The 15484-nt window shown below is 67.4% G+C and carries 27 protein-coding genes; 26 read left to right on the forward strand and 1 reads right to left on the reverse strand.

The genetic code is table 11. From position 1 onward, the window contains the following. Window positions 1–247 precede the first annotated feature (247 nt). The 26 genes from ACVCMC_RS10880 (at window position 248) to ACVCMC_RS11005 (ending at window position 15189) form a co-directional block, all read left to right on the forward strand. Window positions 248–574: a hypothetical protein gene (locus ACVCMC_RS10880; RefSeq protein WP_447097293.1), complete on the forward strand. Its 327-nt coding sequence runs from the start codon at window positions 248–250 to the stop codon at window positions 572–574. Further along, on the forward strand, window positions 571–765 hold the full coding sequence (locus ACVCMC_RS10885) for a hypothetical protein (protein ID WP_447097294.1): 195 nt from the start codon (window positions 571–573) through the stop codon (window positions 763–765). The genes ACVCMC_RS10880 and ACVCMC_RS10885 overlap by 4 nt, the downstream gene beginning before the upstream one ends. Next, entirely contained in the window at window positions 762–1514 is a 753-nt protein-coding gene (locus tag ACVCMC_RS10890; protein WP_447097295.1) for a transglycosylase SLT domain-containing protein, read from the forward strand. Before ACVCMC_RS10885 ends, ACVCMC_RS10890 begins: the two co-directional genes overlap by 4 nt. Next, window positions 1511–1954, forward strand: coding sequence for a hypothetical protein (locus ACVCMC_RS10895; RefSeq protein WP_447097296.1), 444 nt, complete (start codon window positions 1511–1513; stop codon window positions 1952–1954). The genes ACVCMC_RS10890 and ACVCMC_RS10895 overlap by 4 nt, the downstream gene beginning before the upstream one ends. A gap of 7 nt (window positions 1955–1961) precedes the next feature. Next, window positions 1962–2168, forward strand: coding sequence for a hypothetical protein (locus tag ACVCMC_RS10900; protein ID WP_447097297.1), 207 nt, complete (start codon window positions 1962–1964; stop codon window positions 2166–2168). Beyond that, a complete protein-coding gene (locus ACVCMC_RS10905; protein ID WP_447097298.1) occupies window positions 2165–2380 on the forward strand; it encodes a hypothetical protein in 216 nt (71 codons plus the stop codon). The genes ACVCMC_RS10900 and ACVCMC_RS10905 overlap by 4 nt, the downstream gene beginning before the upstream one ends. Further along, the gene (locus ACVCMC_RS10910) at window positions 2377–2619 is read left to right on the forward strand and encodes a TraR/DksA C4-type zinc finger protein (protein ID WP_447097299.1); all 243 of its coding nucleotides are present in this window, start codon (window positions 2377–2379) and stop codon (window positions 2617–2619) included. Before ACVCMC_RS10905 ends, ACVCMC_RS10910 begins: the two co-directional genes overlap by 4 nt. Beyond that, complete coding sequence (locus ACVCMC_RS10915; protein WP_447097300.1) at window positions 2616–2909, forward strand: DUF2730 family protein; 294 nt, start codon at window positions 2616–2618, stop codon at window positions 2907–2909. Before ACVCMC_RS10910 ends, ACVCMC_RS10915 begins: the two co-directional genes overlap by 4 nt. After that, complete coding sequence (locus ACVCMC_RS10920) at window positions 2906–3214, forward strand: VpaChn25_0724 family phage protein (RefSeq protein WP_447097301.1); 309 nt, start codon at window positions 2906–2908, stop codon at window positions 3212–3214. The genes ACVCMC_RS10915 and ACVCMC_RS10920 overlap by 4 nt, the downstream gene beginning before the upstream one ends. Window positions 3215–3218: 4 nt before the next feature. Further along, a complete protein-coding gene (locus tag ACVCMC_RS10925; RefSeq protein ID WP_447097302.1) occupies window positions 3219–3773 on the forward strand; it encodes a phage protein Gp27 family protein in 555 nt (184 codons plus the stop codon). Next, window positions 3773–5449 (forward strand): hypothetical protein, encoded by a 1677-nt coding sequence (locus ACVCMC_RS10930; RefSeq protein ID WP_447097303.1) that lies wholly within the window; start codon window positions 3773–3775, stop codon window positions 5447–5449. Before ACVCMC_RS10925 ends, ACVCMC_RS10930 begins: the two co-directional genes overlap by 1 nt. Next, window positions 5443–7044, forward strand: coding sequence for a DUF935 domain-containing protein (locus ACVCMC_RS10935; RefSeq protein ID WP_447097304.1), 1602 nt, complete (start codon window positions 5443–5445; stop codon window positions 7042–7044). The genes ACVCMC_RS10930 and ACVCMC_RS10935 overlap by 7 nt, the downstream gene beginning before the upstream one ends. Then, on the forward strand, window positions 7041–7280 hold the full coding sequence (locus ACVCMC_RS10940) for a hypothetical protein (protein ID WP_447097305.1): 240 nt from the start codon (window positions 7041–7043) through the stop codon (window positions 7278–7280). Before ACVCMC_RS10935 ends, ACVCMC_RS10940 begins: the two co-directional genes overlap by 4 nt. Next, on the forward strand, window positions 7273–8529 hold the full coding sequence (locus ACVCMC_RS10945) for a phage head morphogenesis protein (RefSeq protein WP_447097306.1): 1257 nt from the start codon (window positions 7273–7275) through the stop codon (window positions 8527–8529). The genes ACVCMC_RS10940 and ACVCMC_RS10945 overlap by 8 nt, the downstream gene beginning before the upstream one ends. Further along, window positions 8529–9008, forward strand: coding sequence for a phage virion morphogenesis protein (locus ACVCMC_RS10950; RefSeq protein WP_447097307.1), 480 nt, complete (start codon window positions 8529–8531; stop codon window positions 9006–9008). Before ACVCMC_RS10945 ends, ACVCMC_RS10950 begins: the two co-directional genes overlap by 1 nt. Before the next feature lie 235 nt (window positions 9009–9243). Continuing rightward, entirely contained in the window at window positions 9244–10347 is a 1104-nt protein-coding gene (locus tag ACVCMC_RS10955; RefSeq protein ID WP_447097308.1) for a phage protease, read from the forward strand. Window positions 10348–10410: 63 nt separating this feature from the next. After that, the gene (locus tag ACVCMC_RS10960; RefSeq protein ID WP_447097309.1) at window positions 10411–10815 is read left to right on the forward strand and encodes a hypothetical protein; all 405 of its coding nucleotides are present in this window, start codon (window positions 10411–10413) and stop codon (window positions 10813–10815) included. Between the two features lie 74 nt (window positions 10816–10889). Then, window positions 10890–11786, forward strand: coding sequence for a Mu-like prophage major head subunit gpT family protein (locus ACVCMC_RS10965; protein ID WP_447097310.1), 897 nt, complete (start codon window positions 10890–10892; stop codon window positions 11784–11786). An 83-nt stretch (window positions 11787–11869) separates the two neighbouring features. Further along, window positions 11870–12259: a hypothetical protein gene (locus tag ACVCMC_RS10970; protein WP_447097311.1), complete on the forward strand. Its 390-nt coding sequence runs from the start codon at window positions 11870–11872 to the stop codon at window positions 12257–12259. A gap of 90 nt (window positions 12260–12349) precedes the next feature. After that, window positions 12350–12580, forward strand: coding sequence for a hypothetical protein (locus tag ACVCMC_RS10975; RefSeq protein WP_447097312.1), 231 nt, complete (start codon window positions 12350–12352; stop codon window positions 12578–12580). A gap of 3 nt (window positions 12581–12583) precedes the next feature. Further along, window positions 12584–13093 (forward strand): gp436 family protein, encoded by a 510-nt coding sequence (locus ACVCMC_RS10980; protein WP_447097313.1) that lies wholly within the window; start codon window positions 12584–12586, stop codon window positions 13091–13093. Then, window positions 13090–13557, forward strand: coding sequence for a phage tail terminator protein (locus ACVCMC_RS10985; protein WP_447097314.1), 468 nt, complete (start codon window positions 13090–13092; stop codon window positions 13555–13557). The genes ACVCMC_RS10980 and ACVCMC_RS10985 overlap by 4 nt, the downstream gene beginning before the upstream one ends. 2 nt (window positions 13558–13559) lie before the next feature. Further along, complete coding sequence (locus ACVCMC_RS10990; protein ID WP_447097315.1) at window positions 13560–13724, forward strand: DUF7210 family protein; 165 nt, start codon at window positions 13560–13562, stop codon at window positions 13722–13724. Then, a complete protein-coding gene (locus tag ACVCMC_RS10995) occupies window positions 13724–14479 on the forward strand; it encodes a phage tail tube protein (protein ID WP_447097316.1) in 756 nt (251 codons plus the stop codon). The genes ACVCMC_RS10990 and ACVCMC_RS10995 overlap by 1 nt, the downstream gene beginning before the upstream one ends. A 54-nt stretch (window positions 14480–14533) precedes the next feature. After that, window positions 14534–15064, forward strand: coding sequence for a DUF6631 family protein (locus ACVCMC_RS11000; protein WP_447097317.1), 531 nt, complete (start codon window positions 14534–14536; stop codon window positions 15062–15064). Then, complete coding sequence (locus ACVCMC_RS11005; RefSeq protein ID WP_447097318.1) at window positions 15064–15189, forward strand: hypothetical protein; 126 nt, start codon at window positions 15064–15066, stop codon at window positions 15187–15189. Before ACVCMC_RS11000 ends, ACVCMC_RS11005 begins: the two co-directional genes overlap by 1 nt. Here ACVCMC_RS11005 and ACVCMC_RS11010 read toward each other — a convergent pair whose 3' ends face one another. Continuing rightward, window positions 15190–15459, reverse strand: a complete 270-nt coding sequence (locus ACVCMC_RS11010; RefSeq protein ID WP_447097319.1) for a hypothetical protein — start codon at window positions 15457–15459, stop codon at window positions 15190–15192. Window positions 15460–15484: the final 25 nt, after the last annotated feature.

Here is a 15484-nt window from a genome sequence, read left to right on the forward strand (position 1 = left end):
ATCTGGCAGGCTTCGCCTCCAGGTGAACGCATTGCGCAACACTGCACGACATCGGTAAGCTGACCACCTACAACCCCACCACCCAGCCCCGCCCTTGTGCGGGGCTTTTATTTGAGCGAAGCGCTTCGTCCACGCTCACCGCCGCACCTCTCACATCCTGACGCCACAGCGCGTAACCCCTTGCGCGCTGTACGCCGGTGGGGCTGATCCCCTGCAGCCCCGCCGGCACCCTATTCAGGAGCGGCGCATGGGCACCAGCAAATCCCGTTTGAGCACGGCTTACCAGGCGTTTGCGGCTGCGGTGAACGACTTCGGGCGCATGGCCCTGTGGGCGCTGCTTTCCCTGCTGCTGCTGGCCGCGATCGCCGCCTGGCTCAACCCGGCCAAGGTCGGCAGCTATCTGTGGATCATCAGCAAGCTGAGCCTGGCCGCGGTGCTGGGCTACGGCTTCGACCGGGCCGCCAGCCCGGACGGCCGGCCCAGCGAGCTCGAAGGCATCGAGATGGCGATGGCGCAGACGCGCCGCGCCACGCTCATGGCCGCGGCGATCATCGCGGCGGGGTTGATGCCATGAGCGCGGTGTGCCTTCTGCTGGCCATCATCTGCTGGGTGCGCGGTTGGTGCTTGTTTCCACATCGCTCCAGCGAGGCGGCCAACCCGCTGGCGCCGTACCGCGCCATCCGTGCGTTGCTTTTCATCCTGCTGGGTTGGGGTTTCTTCCTGGCCGCGATCGGCGTGCGGGTTGTCGTGGCGGTCAGCCCATGATCGGCGGCGCGCTGCTGGTTCTGATCGGCATCTCGCTGATGGCCGGTGCCACCGGGCGCCGCATGATCGGTTTCGAGATGCCGCGCGGGTGCATGCCCCAAGGCATCCTGATGCTCTGCATCGGTTTGGCGGTGCTGGCCACCGTGGCCCGCGCCACGCCCGCCAGCGCGCCGGCAACGCCGGCGCAGGTGCGCGTGGCGCTGCCGGAGGTCAACACCATGTATCGCCGCTATGTGGAGCAGGCGGTGGCCGAGGAATGGGGCGTGGATGGATCGCCCGCGCGCCTGGCCGCGCAGTTGCACCAGGAGTCGAGCTGGAACCCCCGCGCGCGCAGCCGCGTCGGCGCGGAGGGCCTGGCGCAATTCATGCCGGCGACCGGTCGCTGGATCGCCGAGAAGTTCCCGGACCGGCTGGGCCAGTTCGATCCCTGGGATCCGCAGCAGGCCGCCCTGGCGGCGGCGATCTATGACGCCTGGCTGGTCGAGCGCAACCCGGGCACCACCGCCTGCGATAGCTGGGCCTTTGGCCTGAGCGCCTACAACGGCGGGGAGAAGCGCCTGCGCCAGGAGATGCAACTGGCCGAGCGCATGCGCGAGGATCCGGGCACCTGGTTCGGAGCCGTCAGTGCCCAGCGATCGCGCAGCGTCGCCGCGTGGCGCGAGAACCGCGGCTATGTGCGCCGCATCCTGCTGGTGCTCGAGCCGGCGTACCTCGACGCCGGCTGGTCCGGCAAGGCGGTGTGCTCGTGAAGCTCGTGGCCGGCTTGCTCGCCGTTGGCGCGATCGCGCTTGGCCTGCTGTGGGCGGGACACCACCGCGGCTATGACGACGGCGCCGCGGCAGTCCAGAAGGCAGCGCAGACGCAGATCCGCGCGGCAGCGACCGAACGCAACCAGGCAATCGGTGAGCGCGACGCATTGGCCCAGACACTGGCGCAGCTGCGCCAGACCCTGACCGATCAGAAGCGCGCGCTACAGGTCGCCAACTTCTACGCCGACGCGGCCATCGCCGAGTCCGGCACCTTGCGCAAACAACTGAGCGCGGCCACCGCCGCGCGTGAGCTCGACCTGAGGAAAGCCGCCCATGCGACGCCTGAATGTGCCGATCTGGCTCGCCTGCCTGTGTGCCCTGCCGTGGCTGAGCGGCTGTGGGGCACTGCGGCCGGCGCCCCGCCCGGCGCAAATCATTGAGGTTCCCGTGCCGGCATACCGCCCGCTGGATGCCTCGCTGACCAAGCCGCTGGCCGAACCGCCGGCGCCGCCGGCGCATTGCACCTGGGCCGTCGCGCCAGCGGTGTGCATGCTCGATGCGCTGATCTCGATCGAACAATGGCGCGGCGTGCTGCAGCAGGCCAACGCCGACCGCGCCACCGCGGCCAAGGTCAGCGCGGGGCCGCAGCCATGAGCCTATTCGACTGGACCAAGGATGCGCAGGCGCTGATCCGCGAGTGGCAGGGCGATGCCGCCGAGCAGGAGCGTGTCGCCAAGCGGCTCACCGGCGTTGAGCGCAGCGCGGCGATCGCGCACGGCAACACCAAGGCCGCCTGCGCCAGCGCCTTGCAGCGGTTGATGTGGACGCACGGCTTCGCGCCCGTACCAAAAGGAGTGAAGCCTTGAGCGACGACATCGACCGCGCCCAGGAGAGCGACGAGCAAGACCGGGCCCGCGCTACGGCGCAGACACTACAACGCATTGCCGACTCGCACGCACCGCGCAACGCCTCGATCGACGGCCTGTGCATCGATTGCGACGAACCCATCGAGCCGGCCCGGCTGGCCGCGCTGGACCACATGACAAGCCGTTGCGCCAGCTGCGCCACGGACCACGAACACCGCTTGAAAGGCTTCCGCCGATGAACGAGACCGTTGCCGCCGTGATCATCGCCCTGCTGGTGATCGACCTGATCGGCCTGTTCATGGTCGGGATCCGCATCAGCGGCCAGACCGCCGACAGCCGGCAGATGTGGGGCCGGTTGATCAAGCTGGAATCACGCGTGGACAACCTACCCACGCACCGCGACCTCACCGAGTTGCGCAGCGGGATCAGCGAGGTTGTGGAGACCATTGCCTCCATCAGCGGCCAAACGCAGGCCATGACCCAGATGCTGCGCACAATTCAGGAGCACTTGCTGGAGAACGACCGATGAGCAAGACCTTCACCGACCGCCTGCGCGAAGACCGCCGCCTGGTGTTGCTGCGCCTGCTCAGCGAGCAGCCCGGCTATCGCGCCAACAGCAGCAACCTGCACGCCGGCTTGTATAGCCTGGGGATCGCCGCCAGCCGCGACGACGTGACCACCGACCTGCACTGGCTGCGCGACCAGTCGCTGGTGCGCCTGGAAACGCTGCCGGAAGTGCCGGACCTGGCGATCGCCACCATCACCTCGCGCGGTGACGACGTGGTGAACGGCGTCGCAGTCGTGCCGGGCGTGCGCCGCCCAGGGCCGCGGTAACGCCATGCCCCGCGCATCGAGCATCAAGCGCCTGCCGGACGAGCAGCGACGGTTTCTGGAAAAGCTGATCCGGGCCGACCGCCATACGCTGGACGAGATCCTCGCGATGGCGCGCGAGCGCTTCCCCGAAGCGACCGTACCCAGTCGCAGCGCCATCGGCCGCTACAGCAAGCAAGTCAGCGAACTGGCTGGCCGCATGCGCGATATCCAGGCGGCCAGCACCGCCCTGGTCACCGAGCTGGGCGAGGATCCGAACGACCGCGCTGGCCAGCTGCTGGTGCAGGCGGTGACCACGCTGGCCACCGACGCCGCGCTCAAGGCGCAGAGCGACGGCGACGATGGCGTGTCGATCAAGCAGATCGGCGAGCTGGCGCGCGGCGCCAAGGCCGTGCTGCAGGCCCGCAAGATGAGCCTGGCCGAGCGGCAGGAGATCGCCCGGCTGGCGCGCGAGCAGCTTCAGGCCGAGCAGGAGAGCAACCTGCAGGAGGTCGCTCGCGCCCAGGGCATGGATGTCGCGCAGGTCGAGTTCTGGCGGAAGAAAGTGCTGGGCATCGGCTGATGGCTGACGGCTCCCTCCGCCCACTGAGCAGCACCCTGCGCAGCGTCGAATGGGACGAGCTGCCCGCCAGCGTGCGCGAGGTGCCGGACGGTTTCAACCCGCTGGCCGCCGGCGTGTTGATGAAGCACCAGTCGGCGTTCCTGGCCATTCATGCGTCGATCAAGGTGGCGTCGAAGGGCCGGCGCACCGGCATCACCTTTGCCGTGGCGCTGGATTGCACGATCAAGGCCGCATCGCGCAAGAGCGCCGGCGGCGACAACATTTATTACATCGGCGACACCAAGGAAAAGGGCCTGGAGTTCGTCGGCTACTGCGCCAAGTTCGCGCGCGTCATCGCGCAGGCGCAGGGCATGGGCGTGTCCAGCATCGAGGAGTTCCTGTTCGAGGACCAGGACGAGGACGGCCACACACGCAACATCACGTCGTATCGCATCCGCTTTGCCAGCGGGTTCCAGATCACGGCGCTATCGTCACGCCCCGCAAACATACGCGGCCTCCAGGGCGTGGTTGTAATCGACGAAGCGGCATTCCATCCCGACGTTCAGGGCGTGCTCGATGCCGCTACGGCGCTGCTGATTTGGGGCGGCGAGATCATCATCATTTCCAGCCACAACGGGCGCAATAACCCATTTAACCAGCTGATCAAGGACATCGAGGAAGGCCGCTACGGCGAGGACGCCAAGGTGTTCACCGTGACATTCGACGATGCGGTGGGCAATGGCATCTACGAACGCGTGTGCATGATGAAGGGCTGGACGCCCAGCGCCGAAGGCAAAGCCAAATGGTACGCCAAGATCCGCAACGGCTACGGCACCCGAAAGGCGGCAATGCGCGAGGAGCTCGATGCGATCCCGCGTGACGGCAATGGCGTATGCATCCCAGGTGTGTGGATCGACCAGGCGATGGTTCCTGGGCGCAAGGTGCTGCGCCTGGCGCTGGACAGCGACTTCACCGAAAAGTCCATGCTCGAACGCGAGTCCTATGTCGAGGATTGGATACAGCGTTACCTGAAGCCCGAGCTGGCCAAGCTGGATCCGACGCTGCGTCATGTGTTCGCGCAGGACTGGGCACGTCACCGCGACTTTTCAATTGCCGGCCCAGTCGCCATTCACCAGGACATGCGCCGCTCGGTGCCGTTCGTGATCGAGATGAACAATGTGCCGGCGCGTCAGCAGGAGCAGATCGTCTGGACGATGATCGACGGTCTTCCGCGCCGCTGTGGCGGTGCGATGGATGCCACTGGATCGGGCGAGACCTTCGCGGAATACACCGGCGACAAATACGGCGCCAGCGTGCACCAGGTCAAGCTCAGCCGGAACTGGTACGGCACCTGGATGCCCAAGCTGATCCAGGCGCACGAAGACGCCACGATCGATTATCCGGCCGATGCGGACCTGGCCAACGACGTGCGCGCAATCGAGGATGTCGACGGCATCCCGTTGATAGTCGCCACACGCCGCAAGGATCTGAAAGACCCTGACCTGCACCGACACGGCGATTTTGCCGTGTTCCTGGTGCTGGCATGGTTTGCCACGCTCAACCTGTCCGCCGAGATCGCGTGGGACGCGCTGCCGCGGCAACCGCGCGGCTTCGACAACGTGCGCGACGAGGACGGCATGCGCATGCGTGCCGACGACAGCGCCGACTTTGCCCTACCGGAATCGAAAGCATGGTGACCTCCACGATCCTTGGCCCGGATGGCCAGCCCATCCGCACGGCGGACCTGGCCGAGCCGCAGACCAGCCGCAGCATGCAGCTACGCAACGAATGGCAGGGCCACCCGAGCCGCGGGCTCACGCCATCGCGCGTGGCCGCCATCCTCGACGGCGCCGAGCAGGGTGACCTGGTCGCGCAGTGCGAGCTGTACGAGGACATGGAGGAAAAGGACGGCCATCTGGCCAGCGAGATGCTCAAGCGCCGCGGCGCCATCCGCCAGCTGGATTGGGACATCGTGCCGCCGTCCAGCCCCTACGCGGCGGAAAAGAAGAACGCCAAGGCGCTGAAGGAACTGCTCGCCGAGATCCCGGACTTCGACGAGATGCTGTTCGATGTGACCGACGCGATCGGCAAGGGCTACGTGTGCCTGGAGATCGAGTGGCACCAGCTCGACGGCTACTGGCTGCCCAAGAGCATCACGCACCGTCCTCAGAGCTGGTTCCACATCTATCGCGGCTACCGCGAGGAGGTGCGCCTGCGCGACGGCACCGCTGACGGCCAGCCGTTGAACCCGTTCGGCTGGATCACGCACACCCACAAGGCCAAGAGCGGTTACCTGGCGCGCAGCGGCATGTTCCGCGTACTGGTGTGGCCGTACCTGTTCAAGAACTACTCCGTCGCGGACCTGGCCGAGTTCCTGGAGATCTACGGCATCCCGCTGCGCGTGGGCAAATACCCGCCCGGCAGCGGCAAGGCGGAAAAGGCCACGCTGCTGCGCGCGCTGGCCGAGCTCGGCCACAACGCCGCCGGCATCATCCCGGACGGCATGACGCTGGAGTTCCACGACCCGGCCACCGGCGACCCCGACTCGTTCATGGCCATGATCGACTGGTGCGAGAAGACCCAGAGCAAGGTGGTTCTGGGCGGCACGCTCACCAGTCAGGCGGACGGCAAGACCAGCACCAACGCGCTGGGCAAGGTCCATGACGACGTGCGCAAGGATCTGCGCGACGGCGACGCCAAGCAGATCGCCGCCACGCTTACCCGCGACCTGATCTACCCGATCGCCGTGCTCAATGGCCTGGCCACCACCATCCGCCGCGCGCCGCGCTTCACCTTCCCGGTGGAGGAAACCGAAGACATCACGGCGTATTCGGAGTCCCTGCCCAAACTGGTCAACATCGGTTTCAAGATCCCGCGCCAGTGGGCGCAGGAACGCCTGGGCATCCCGGAGCCCGAAGCCGACGACGCGGATCTGCTGGTGGCGGATAAGCCGCCGGCGCCTGCTGCAACGCCCGCGCCGGCCGACGCGGCGGCCGAGGTGCCGCCGGGTACCGCGGCCGCCAGCGCGCAGATCCCCGTCGAGCCACAGGATCCGCCCGCGCGCATGGTCGACCAGTTGGACAAGGCGGTGGCGCCCGCGCTGGGCGACTGGCTGGCTCAGGTCCGCGCGTTGGCCGGCCGCGTCGATTCGCTCGATGCGCTGCGCGAGGGCATCCTGCAACTGGTGCCGGACATGAGCCTGGACCAGTACGCCGAAGCAATGGCGCAGGGCTTGGCCGCGGCGGCGCTGGCCGGCCGCTATGAGATTCTCCAAGAGGCGGGTGCGCTATGACGCAAGCAGGTTTCAAGGATCTGTGGTCGACGATCGCCCTGGGCGTCCTGGTCGGCCTGGTGCTGGTCGGTAAGCTCACCGGCGAGGAGTTCGTGAACGCGTTTACCTGGCTGGTATCGGTCTACCTGCTCGGCCAGGCGGCTGGCGTCATCGCGCAGGGCTGGATGGCGCAGTCCGTCGGCAAGGCGGTAGCCGTGCAGATCGCTGCGAAACCCCAGGGAGCGCCTGGTGGCTGACCGGGTCGCCTACGGCTCCCTGCCGTTCAAGGAGCAGATCGCGTTTTTCCGCGCCAAGCGGAACGTGCTCACCGAAGCATGGACGGATCTGTGGCTGGCCGAACACGACCACGCGTTCATGGTGGCCGGGGCCAACCGCATCGACCTGCTGGTCGACCTGCGCGCGGCGGTCGATCGCGCGATCGCGGACGGCACCGGGCTGGAGGCGTTCCGCAGCGACTTCGACCGGATCGTGGCGAAGTACGGCTGGGCTTACAACGGCGGGCGCAACTGGCGCACGCGCGTGATCTACGAGACCAACCTGCGCACCAGCTACGCGGCGGGGCGCTATTCGCAGCTGCAGGCGCTGAAGACGGTGCGGCCGTTCTGGCGCTACCGCCACAGCGATGCCGTGCAACACCCGCGGCCGATGCACCTGGCGTGGAATGGCCTGGTGCTCGATGCGGACCACCCGTGGTGGAACACGCACTTCCCGCCGAACGGCTGGGGCTGCCAGTGCACGGTCGAGGCGTTGAACGAGCGCGACCTGAAGCGGCTGGGCAAGAACGGGCCGGACACCGCCCCGCCGGTGGACATGCAGCAGGTGCTGGTGGGCAAGAACGGGCCGCATCCGCGCCAGGTGGAAACGCCGGCCGGCGTGGATCCGGGCTTTGGCTACGCGCCGGGCAAGAGCGCGTTCGAGCGTGGCGCCACGCCGCCGGTGAACCCGCTGGCCAGGCTCGCCCAGGACACGCTGCGCAAGGCCGGCCAGCTGCCGGCGCTGGCCGGCGCCGAGGCACTGGCGCAGCTGCTGGCCAACCCCCGCATCGTGCGCACGCTTAGCAGCACCTTCAGCGCGCTGCAGCTCCTGGTGCTCGGCGCGGGCTTGCTGGCGACGACCGAGGCGCCACCCGACGACGCCGCGGTGGGCGCGCTGGCGCCCGACCTGGTCCGTGCGCTGGCCGGCGCCGGCATCACGCCAGCCGCCGCCCCGATCATCGGCACGCCCGAAGCCATTGGCGCCTCGCAGTCCGCCGACGTGCCACAACTGCTGGCCGCGCCGCATGCGGTGCTGCTCGACGTGCGTGGTGGCCAGCTCCTGTACGTGGACACGCCCGCTGCCGATGGCAACGTGCATGTCGCCTGGGTGACAGCGGCCACTGGCGCGCAAACCGCCAACGTCTACGACGGCGACGACACGGTCGAGGTGTCGACCCTGCAGCAGCACCTGGACGCCGGCGAGTTCGTGCTGTTGCAGGGGGCGCTGTAATGGCTGGCGCACGCATCGAGGTCCAGGTCGACACGTCCGGCGCGGCCGCAGGGCTGGATGCCGTCGCGGCGCAGCTCAGCCCGGCCGGGCAGAAGCTGCTGTTGTCGGATATCGGCGAATACATGCTGCGCTCCACCCGCGACCGCGGCGTGGACCAGGTCGACCCCGGCGGCCACCGCTGGCGTGCACTAGAACCCTCCTATGCGCGCTGGAAGGCCAAGAAGCGCCCGGGCGTGCCCATCCTCAAGTTCGACCACCACATGCTCGGCGACCAGTTGAGCTGGCAGCTCGACGGCGAGGCGGCCGTGCTGGTCGGCACCAGTGCCATCTACGGCGCCATCCACCAGTTCGGCGCGCGCAACGGCGAGCACGGGATCCCGGCGCGCCCCTGGCTCGGCGTGAGCGCCGCCGACGAGGAGAAGATCGTGGCGCTGACGCGCGATCATCTGCTCGCCCATCTCCAGGAGGGCAAGCCCTAACGCGCGCCTGTGCGCGCCTCGCGGCCCCGCGGGGGCGGCACTGGTACGCCTTGGAGGGGCCTCGGCGTTTTTAAACGGGTTTTAAATGCCTTCAAACGCCATCGGGGCGGCTTGCCGGCACCGTGCCGGGCGGCGTAGGCTGCTGAACACGCGCAATCCGGGTGTTTTCCTCCTCGGCTGATTCAGCGAAGCGCTTCGGTCCACCCGCCCAGGGTGGCATCACGAAACTGGGCGCATGCCCCGTCGTACATCCCTCGCCATTGCCCTTGCCGCCTGCGCGTTTGCGCTGGGCCACGGCACCGACACCACCATTGACGTGCAGCTGACGCCGGCAGGCGACTTCCTGCCCAGCGACGGGCGCGAGCTGAAGGTGCCGCACTGGCACATCGACCAGGCGGTGGCCAGCCGCGTGATCGCGCGGTTCAACAACCGCAAGAACCCGGCTGTCGTCGACTACGAGCACCAGACGCTCCACAAGGAGCAGAACGGGCAGCCCGCCCCGGCCGCGGCGTGGATCACCGCGCTGTCGTGGCGCGAGGGCCAGGGCCTGTTCGCCACCGTCGAGCTCACGGCCCGCGCCCGCCAGGCGATCAACGACGGCGAGTACAAGTTCGTCAGTCCCGTTTTCAGCTACGACAGCCGCACCGGCGACGTGCTGGATGTCCAGATGGCCGCGCTCACCAATTACGCGGGCATCGATGGCATGGAGCCGCTCGCGCTCCGCGCTGCCGCCACGTTCGGCATCAACCCAGAGGAACCACCCATGAACAAGCTCTTGCTGGCGGTGTGCGCCGCGCTCGCCCTTTCCGCTGAAAGCACCACCGAAGACGCGGCCGCGGCCGCGCTCACCGCCCACTTCAAGGCGGACCCGCTGGCGGACATCCGCAAGGCGATCGGTGCCGGCGCCGACGACAAGCCCGAGGCCCTGGTGGCCGCGTGCACCGCGCTCAAGACCAAGGCGGACGCCAGCTCGGCGGATCCGGACCCGGCCAAGTTCGTGCCGGTCAGCGTGCTGGAGTCCGTCAAGGGCGACCTTGCCGCGTTGACCGCCAAGGTCCAGGGCGCCGACGTGGACGTTCTGGTCAAGGCTGGCCTGGCCGATGGCCGCCTGTTGAAGGCCCAGGAAGACTGGGCCCGCAAGCTGGGTGCGTCCGACATCGCCCAGCTCACCGCCTACCTGGACAGCGCTGCGCCCATCGCCGCGCTCAACAACAGCCAGACCAAGGGCAAGCAGCCGATCGTCGACGAGGCCAACGGCCTGAACGCCGAGCAGCTGGCGGTGTGCAGCGCCACCGGCATCGACCCCAAGGACTTCGCGGCCGCCGCCAAGGCCGCCTGACCCCACCCCGACGCGCGGCCGCAGCCGCCTGAGTCCCGAACTCCAGTCCTTGAGGAACCCGCAATGACCGCTACCACCACCGAACGCAACACCCAGCGCCGCGACGGCGTGCTGTTCAGCTTCCCGGCGGCCGCCAGCAAGTGCCTGGCCGGCACCATCGCGGTGCTCAACACCGCCGGCAACGCCGAGATGGCCACCACGGCCACCGGCAAGACCTGCGTCGGCGTGTTCGACGAGACCGTCGACAACACCGGCGGCAGCGCCGGCGGCGTGCAGGTGCAGGTGCGCCGCGGCGTGTTCCCGTTCGCCAACTCGGCCAGCACCGACGCGATCGCCAACACCGACATCGGCGCCACCTGCTACCTGGTGGACAACCAGACGGTGGCCAAGACCGACGGCTCCAGCGCCCGCTCGAAAGCCGGCGTGGTGCGCTTCGTCGACTCCTACGGGGTCTGGGTCGAGTTCTGACCTGCTGACCCGACACCTTCCGTAGCCGAGCCGTGGAACCGGCTGGCCCAGGCTAAACCCAAGAGGCTTTATTCATGATCATCAACGCAGGCAATTTGAAGACCCTGTTCATCGCCTTCAAGGCAGCCTTCGCGGCCGGCGTGGGCACGGCGGAAACGGCATACAAGCGCATCGCCACCATCGTGCCGTCCACCACGGGCAGCGAAGAGTACGGCTGGCTGGGCAATTTCCCCGGCATGCGCGAGTGGCTCGGAGAGCGCGTCGTCAATGGCGTGAAGACGCACGGCTACACCATCAAAAACAAGCCGTTCGAGCTGACCGTGTCTGTGCCGAAACCGGCGATCCAGGACGATCAGTACGGCGTGTTCACGCCCATGATGCAGGAGATGGGCCGCGCCGCCGAGGCGCACCCCGACGAGCTGACCTTTGGTCTGCTCAAGGCAGGTATCTCCTCGCTGTGCTACGACGGCCAGTATTTCTTCGACACCGATCATCCGGTGACCGGTGCGAACGGCGTCGTTGCCAGTCAGTCCAACTACGACAGCTCCGGCGGCGGCAGCACCTGGTACCTGCTGGATACCAGCCGCGCGTTGAAGCCGCTGATCTTCCAGAACCGCCAGGCGCTCAATTTTGTGAGCAAGACGGCCGAGACCGATGACAATGTGTTCGACCGCGCCGAATACGTCTACGGCGTCGATTGCCGTCGCAACGTCGGCTTCGGCTTCTGGCAGATGGCGTACGCCTCGAACCAGCCGCTGACGGAAGAGAACATCACCGCGGCTTACACCGCGATGACGGAGCGCACCGGCGACAACGGCAAGCCGCTGGGCCTCAAGCCGAACCTGCTGGTGGTGCGCCCGGGCGCCAAGTTCGCCGCGGCCAAGATCGTCAGCGCCACCACCCTGGCCAACGGCGCCGAGAACGTGATGAAGGGCGTCGTCGACGTCCTCGACACGGCTTGGATCATCTGACCGAACAACCCGCAGCCGTGAAGTGAAAGCGAACGGGCGGCGGCATCCGCCGCCCGCTTCGTCACACCGAGCCAGGAGCCCCCATGTCCGTCATCACCGTCAAATCGAAAACCGAGAGCTTCCGTCGCGCCGGCATCGAGTTCAGTCGCGCCGGCGTGGAAGTGGACAGCAACGACCTGACGCCGGCGCAGGCGCTGGCGATCTTCAGCGAGCCTCTGCTGATCTTCTTGGAAGACGGCAAAAAGCTCCCCAGGCCCAACGCCGAGCAAATCGAGGATCTGCGCGCCGCCGTCGCGCGAGACGCTGCCGAGAAGCAGGCCCCGGCTGATGCCGCGAAGGCTGCCGAGAAGCAGGCCGCGGCTGATGCCGCGAAGGCTGCCGAGAAGCAGGCCGCGGCTGATGCCGCGAAGGCAGGCGACAAGCAGGCCAGCAGCGACAAGAAAACCGTCGCCGGCAAGAAGGCCGGCAAGTAATTCCGGGAGCGCGCGTTGGCGTTCGATTCGCACGCCGAAGAAATCGGTGGCCAGGAGAGCCTGGCCACCGACCAACCAAGGAAATCCGCCATGAGCGTCCGTGCAAAGTTTCGTCTCGATACCGTCTCCACCCATAGCTGGAACACCAGCGCCCGCACGTTGAAGTTCTCGGCGCAGTACGACACCGCCATTCCGGAGGATCAGCGCTTCCAGGAAGCCACTCCGAGTGGCACGTTCGAAATGCTGTGCACGAATCCGGCGGCGAACGCGCAGTTCGAGATTGGCAAGTCGTACTACTTCGACATCACCCCGGCCGACTGACGCATGTACATCACGCCCGCCCAACTTGCCGAACGACCTGGTGCCCGCGAGCTGGCCCAGGTGGCGACGCGCGAGCGTGATGCGATCGTGGCTGATGACCTGATGGACGCCACGCTGCGCAATGCCGACCGCAGCACCTGGTCATCCGACCAGGTAGCGATTGCCGACGACGCCCTGGCGCGCATCAACGAAGCGATCACCGGCGCCGCCGGCGTGATCGACGGCTTCCTGGCGCGCCGCTACCCGCTGCCGCTGGCCACCGTGTCGCCGGTCGTGGTCGAGTGGTCGCGCTCGATCACCCGCTACCTGCTGCACAAGGACCGCATCAGCAACGACAAGGACGATCCGATCCTGCGCGACTACCGCGACGCGATGAAAATGTTGCAGCTCACCGCGGACGGCAAGTTCAGCCTGGGCGCCGACGATCCCGTGCTCGCCGACACCGAGGATGCGGACGTGCAGTTCACCGGCGATGGCCGCGTGTTCCGCCGCGACGCGGGGCGCTACCCATGAGCTTCGCGCCGTTCGACGTGCAGCCGGTTGCCGACCGCATCAAGGCCGGTGTGGCCGGGCTTCGCCTAGTGGGCCTGGCGGCGGATTACGCGGCGGTGAAGAGCCTGCGCGACTTCACCCCGCCAAGCGTGTTCGTGGTGCTGGCGCAGGAGAACTTCGACGGCGCCAAGACCGGCAACGGCCAGCGCGGTGAACAGGTGCGCACCACGCAGCGCGGCACGGTGGCGGTGGGTGTCGTGATCGTGGGGCGCAACTACCGCGAGCAGGGCGGCGCCCAACTCAGCGACGCCATGAACGCGCTCATCGGGTCCGTGCGCGGCGTGCTGGCCGGTTGGGTGCCCGACGTACCCGGTGCCCGCCCCTTCGAGATGCAACGCGGCGACTTGCTGCGGTACGACGACGCCACCGCGCTTTGGTGCGACGTGTGGAAAACCCAAACCTTCATCGGCGCAGAGGCGCAATGATCATGAAAGTCAAGCTGCTGAAAGACCATACCCATGCGGGCAAGCCGCACAAGGCCGGCGACGAGATCGACGTGGCCGATCACGACGCCACTTGGTTGGCCGATCAGAAAGTGATCGCGCCGTTGTCGTCCACCAAGCGCGGCGCCGCCGCCGAGGAGAAAGCGTAATGGACATGCAGGATTTCTCGTTCCAGGGCAAGATCTGGCTCGGCAGCCGCGGCACCGATGGCAAGCCGCTCGCGCTGGAATGGGTGGGCGACGCCCCCACGCTGCAGCTCAAGTTCTCGACCGACAAGAGCGACCGCACCGAGAGCTTCAGCGGCAACCGCGTGCAGTCGGCCCAGCTGAAGAAGGGCAAGAAGGTCGAACTCTCCATGACGCTGAACTATTTCGGCGCCAAGCAGCTCGCATTGGGCCTTTACGGCACGGTCAACCAGGTAACCAGCGGCACGGCGACCGCCGAGGCGTTCCCAGATGACCTGGTTGTCGGCAACACCATCGCGCTGGCGCATGGCAATGTCAGTTCGGTGGTGATCACGGACAGCGCCGTCGGTCCGGCTACCCTGACCCCGGACACCGACTATGCGATCGAATCCGCGCATGGTGGCCTGATCACGCTCAAGGCGCTCGGCGCCTATACCCAGCCGTTCAAGGCCGCCTACAGCTATGCCGGTGGCACCGACGTGACGATGTTCACGGGCGACATCCCCGAGCGCTACCTGTTCCTCGACGGCATCAACACCGTCGACAACTCGCGCGCGATCGTGCGGCTGTGGCGTTGCGCGTTCGACCCGATCTCGCAGCTGGACCTGATCAGCGACGACTTCGGCCAGCTGCAGCTCGGCGGCTCGGTGCTGTTCGACACGATCAACGCGGCGGACAGCGCCCTGGGCGGCTTCGGCAAGATCGAACTGCCGGGCTGACGTCATTGACTCGCCGCGCCATGCCGGCGCGACGAGTCCACGCAAGGACTATTCATGGCCCGCAAAGTCACCACCAAGAAACCCGTCAAGCGGCCCGATACGGGCCGCGATGATCTTTCGATCTCGCATCCCGATCGTGACATCGCGATCGCCGGCCGCGCCATCACAGTGCACGAATACGACCACCCAAGGGGCCTTCAGGTCCGTGCGCAAACCCGGCCGTTCCTGCTTGCGCTGGAGAAGCTCTTTCAGGACTCGGAAGGTCTGACCGACGACGTGCTGGCGGTGGTCGGCGAATACCGCGAGATCATGAATCCGGTGATCGCGCTGAGCGCGCAGGTCGAACTGGCGTGGGTGGAGGCGCTGGGCGACGCGGACAGCGATGCACTGCTGGTCACCTGGTGGGAAGTCTGCGGCCCTTTTTTTTTGCGGCAGTTGCTGCGCCGGGCGAGGGAGCGCATGCGACGTCAGGAGCTGTTCGCTGGGCAGACGTCTACGTCGAACTCACCGATGCCGGTTTCGGCACCCCCGAGCAGCTCGGCCGATACACCGAGCGCCAGCTCCGCCTCTTCCACGGCCGCCTGATGCATCTGCGCGACAAGCAACAGGCCAACCTGATCGAAGCCGTGGCCAATGGCTACGGTGGCTGCCAGAGCAAGGACGCACTCCAAAAGATGGGGGCGCTGGTGGAGGCCCTGCGAAAGGACTGATCAGCCGCGCCTGTCCGTCGCCAGGGCGATGATCAGGCACACGATGCCGCAGATGGCGAGAAACGCACCAATCAACGGCCAGGATCCGGACACGAACATGAACCCGCCCACCAACAGCAACAGCACCGACAGCACCTTCGTCGCGCCGTGCTGCCCGTTGGCGCGGCCCAGCATGGTGGTCATGCCGTCGCGCGGCCGTCCGCAGTGCGGGCAAGCCGGCGCCACATCGGAGATCTTGGCGGCGCAGTCGGGGCAGGTAACCAGTGCCATGTCGAGTCCCCTTCATGATGGGTCG

This window comes from Rhodanobacter sp. UC4452_H20 (assembly GCF_052978205.1).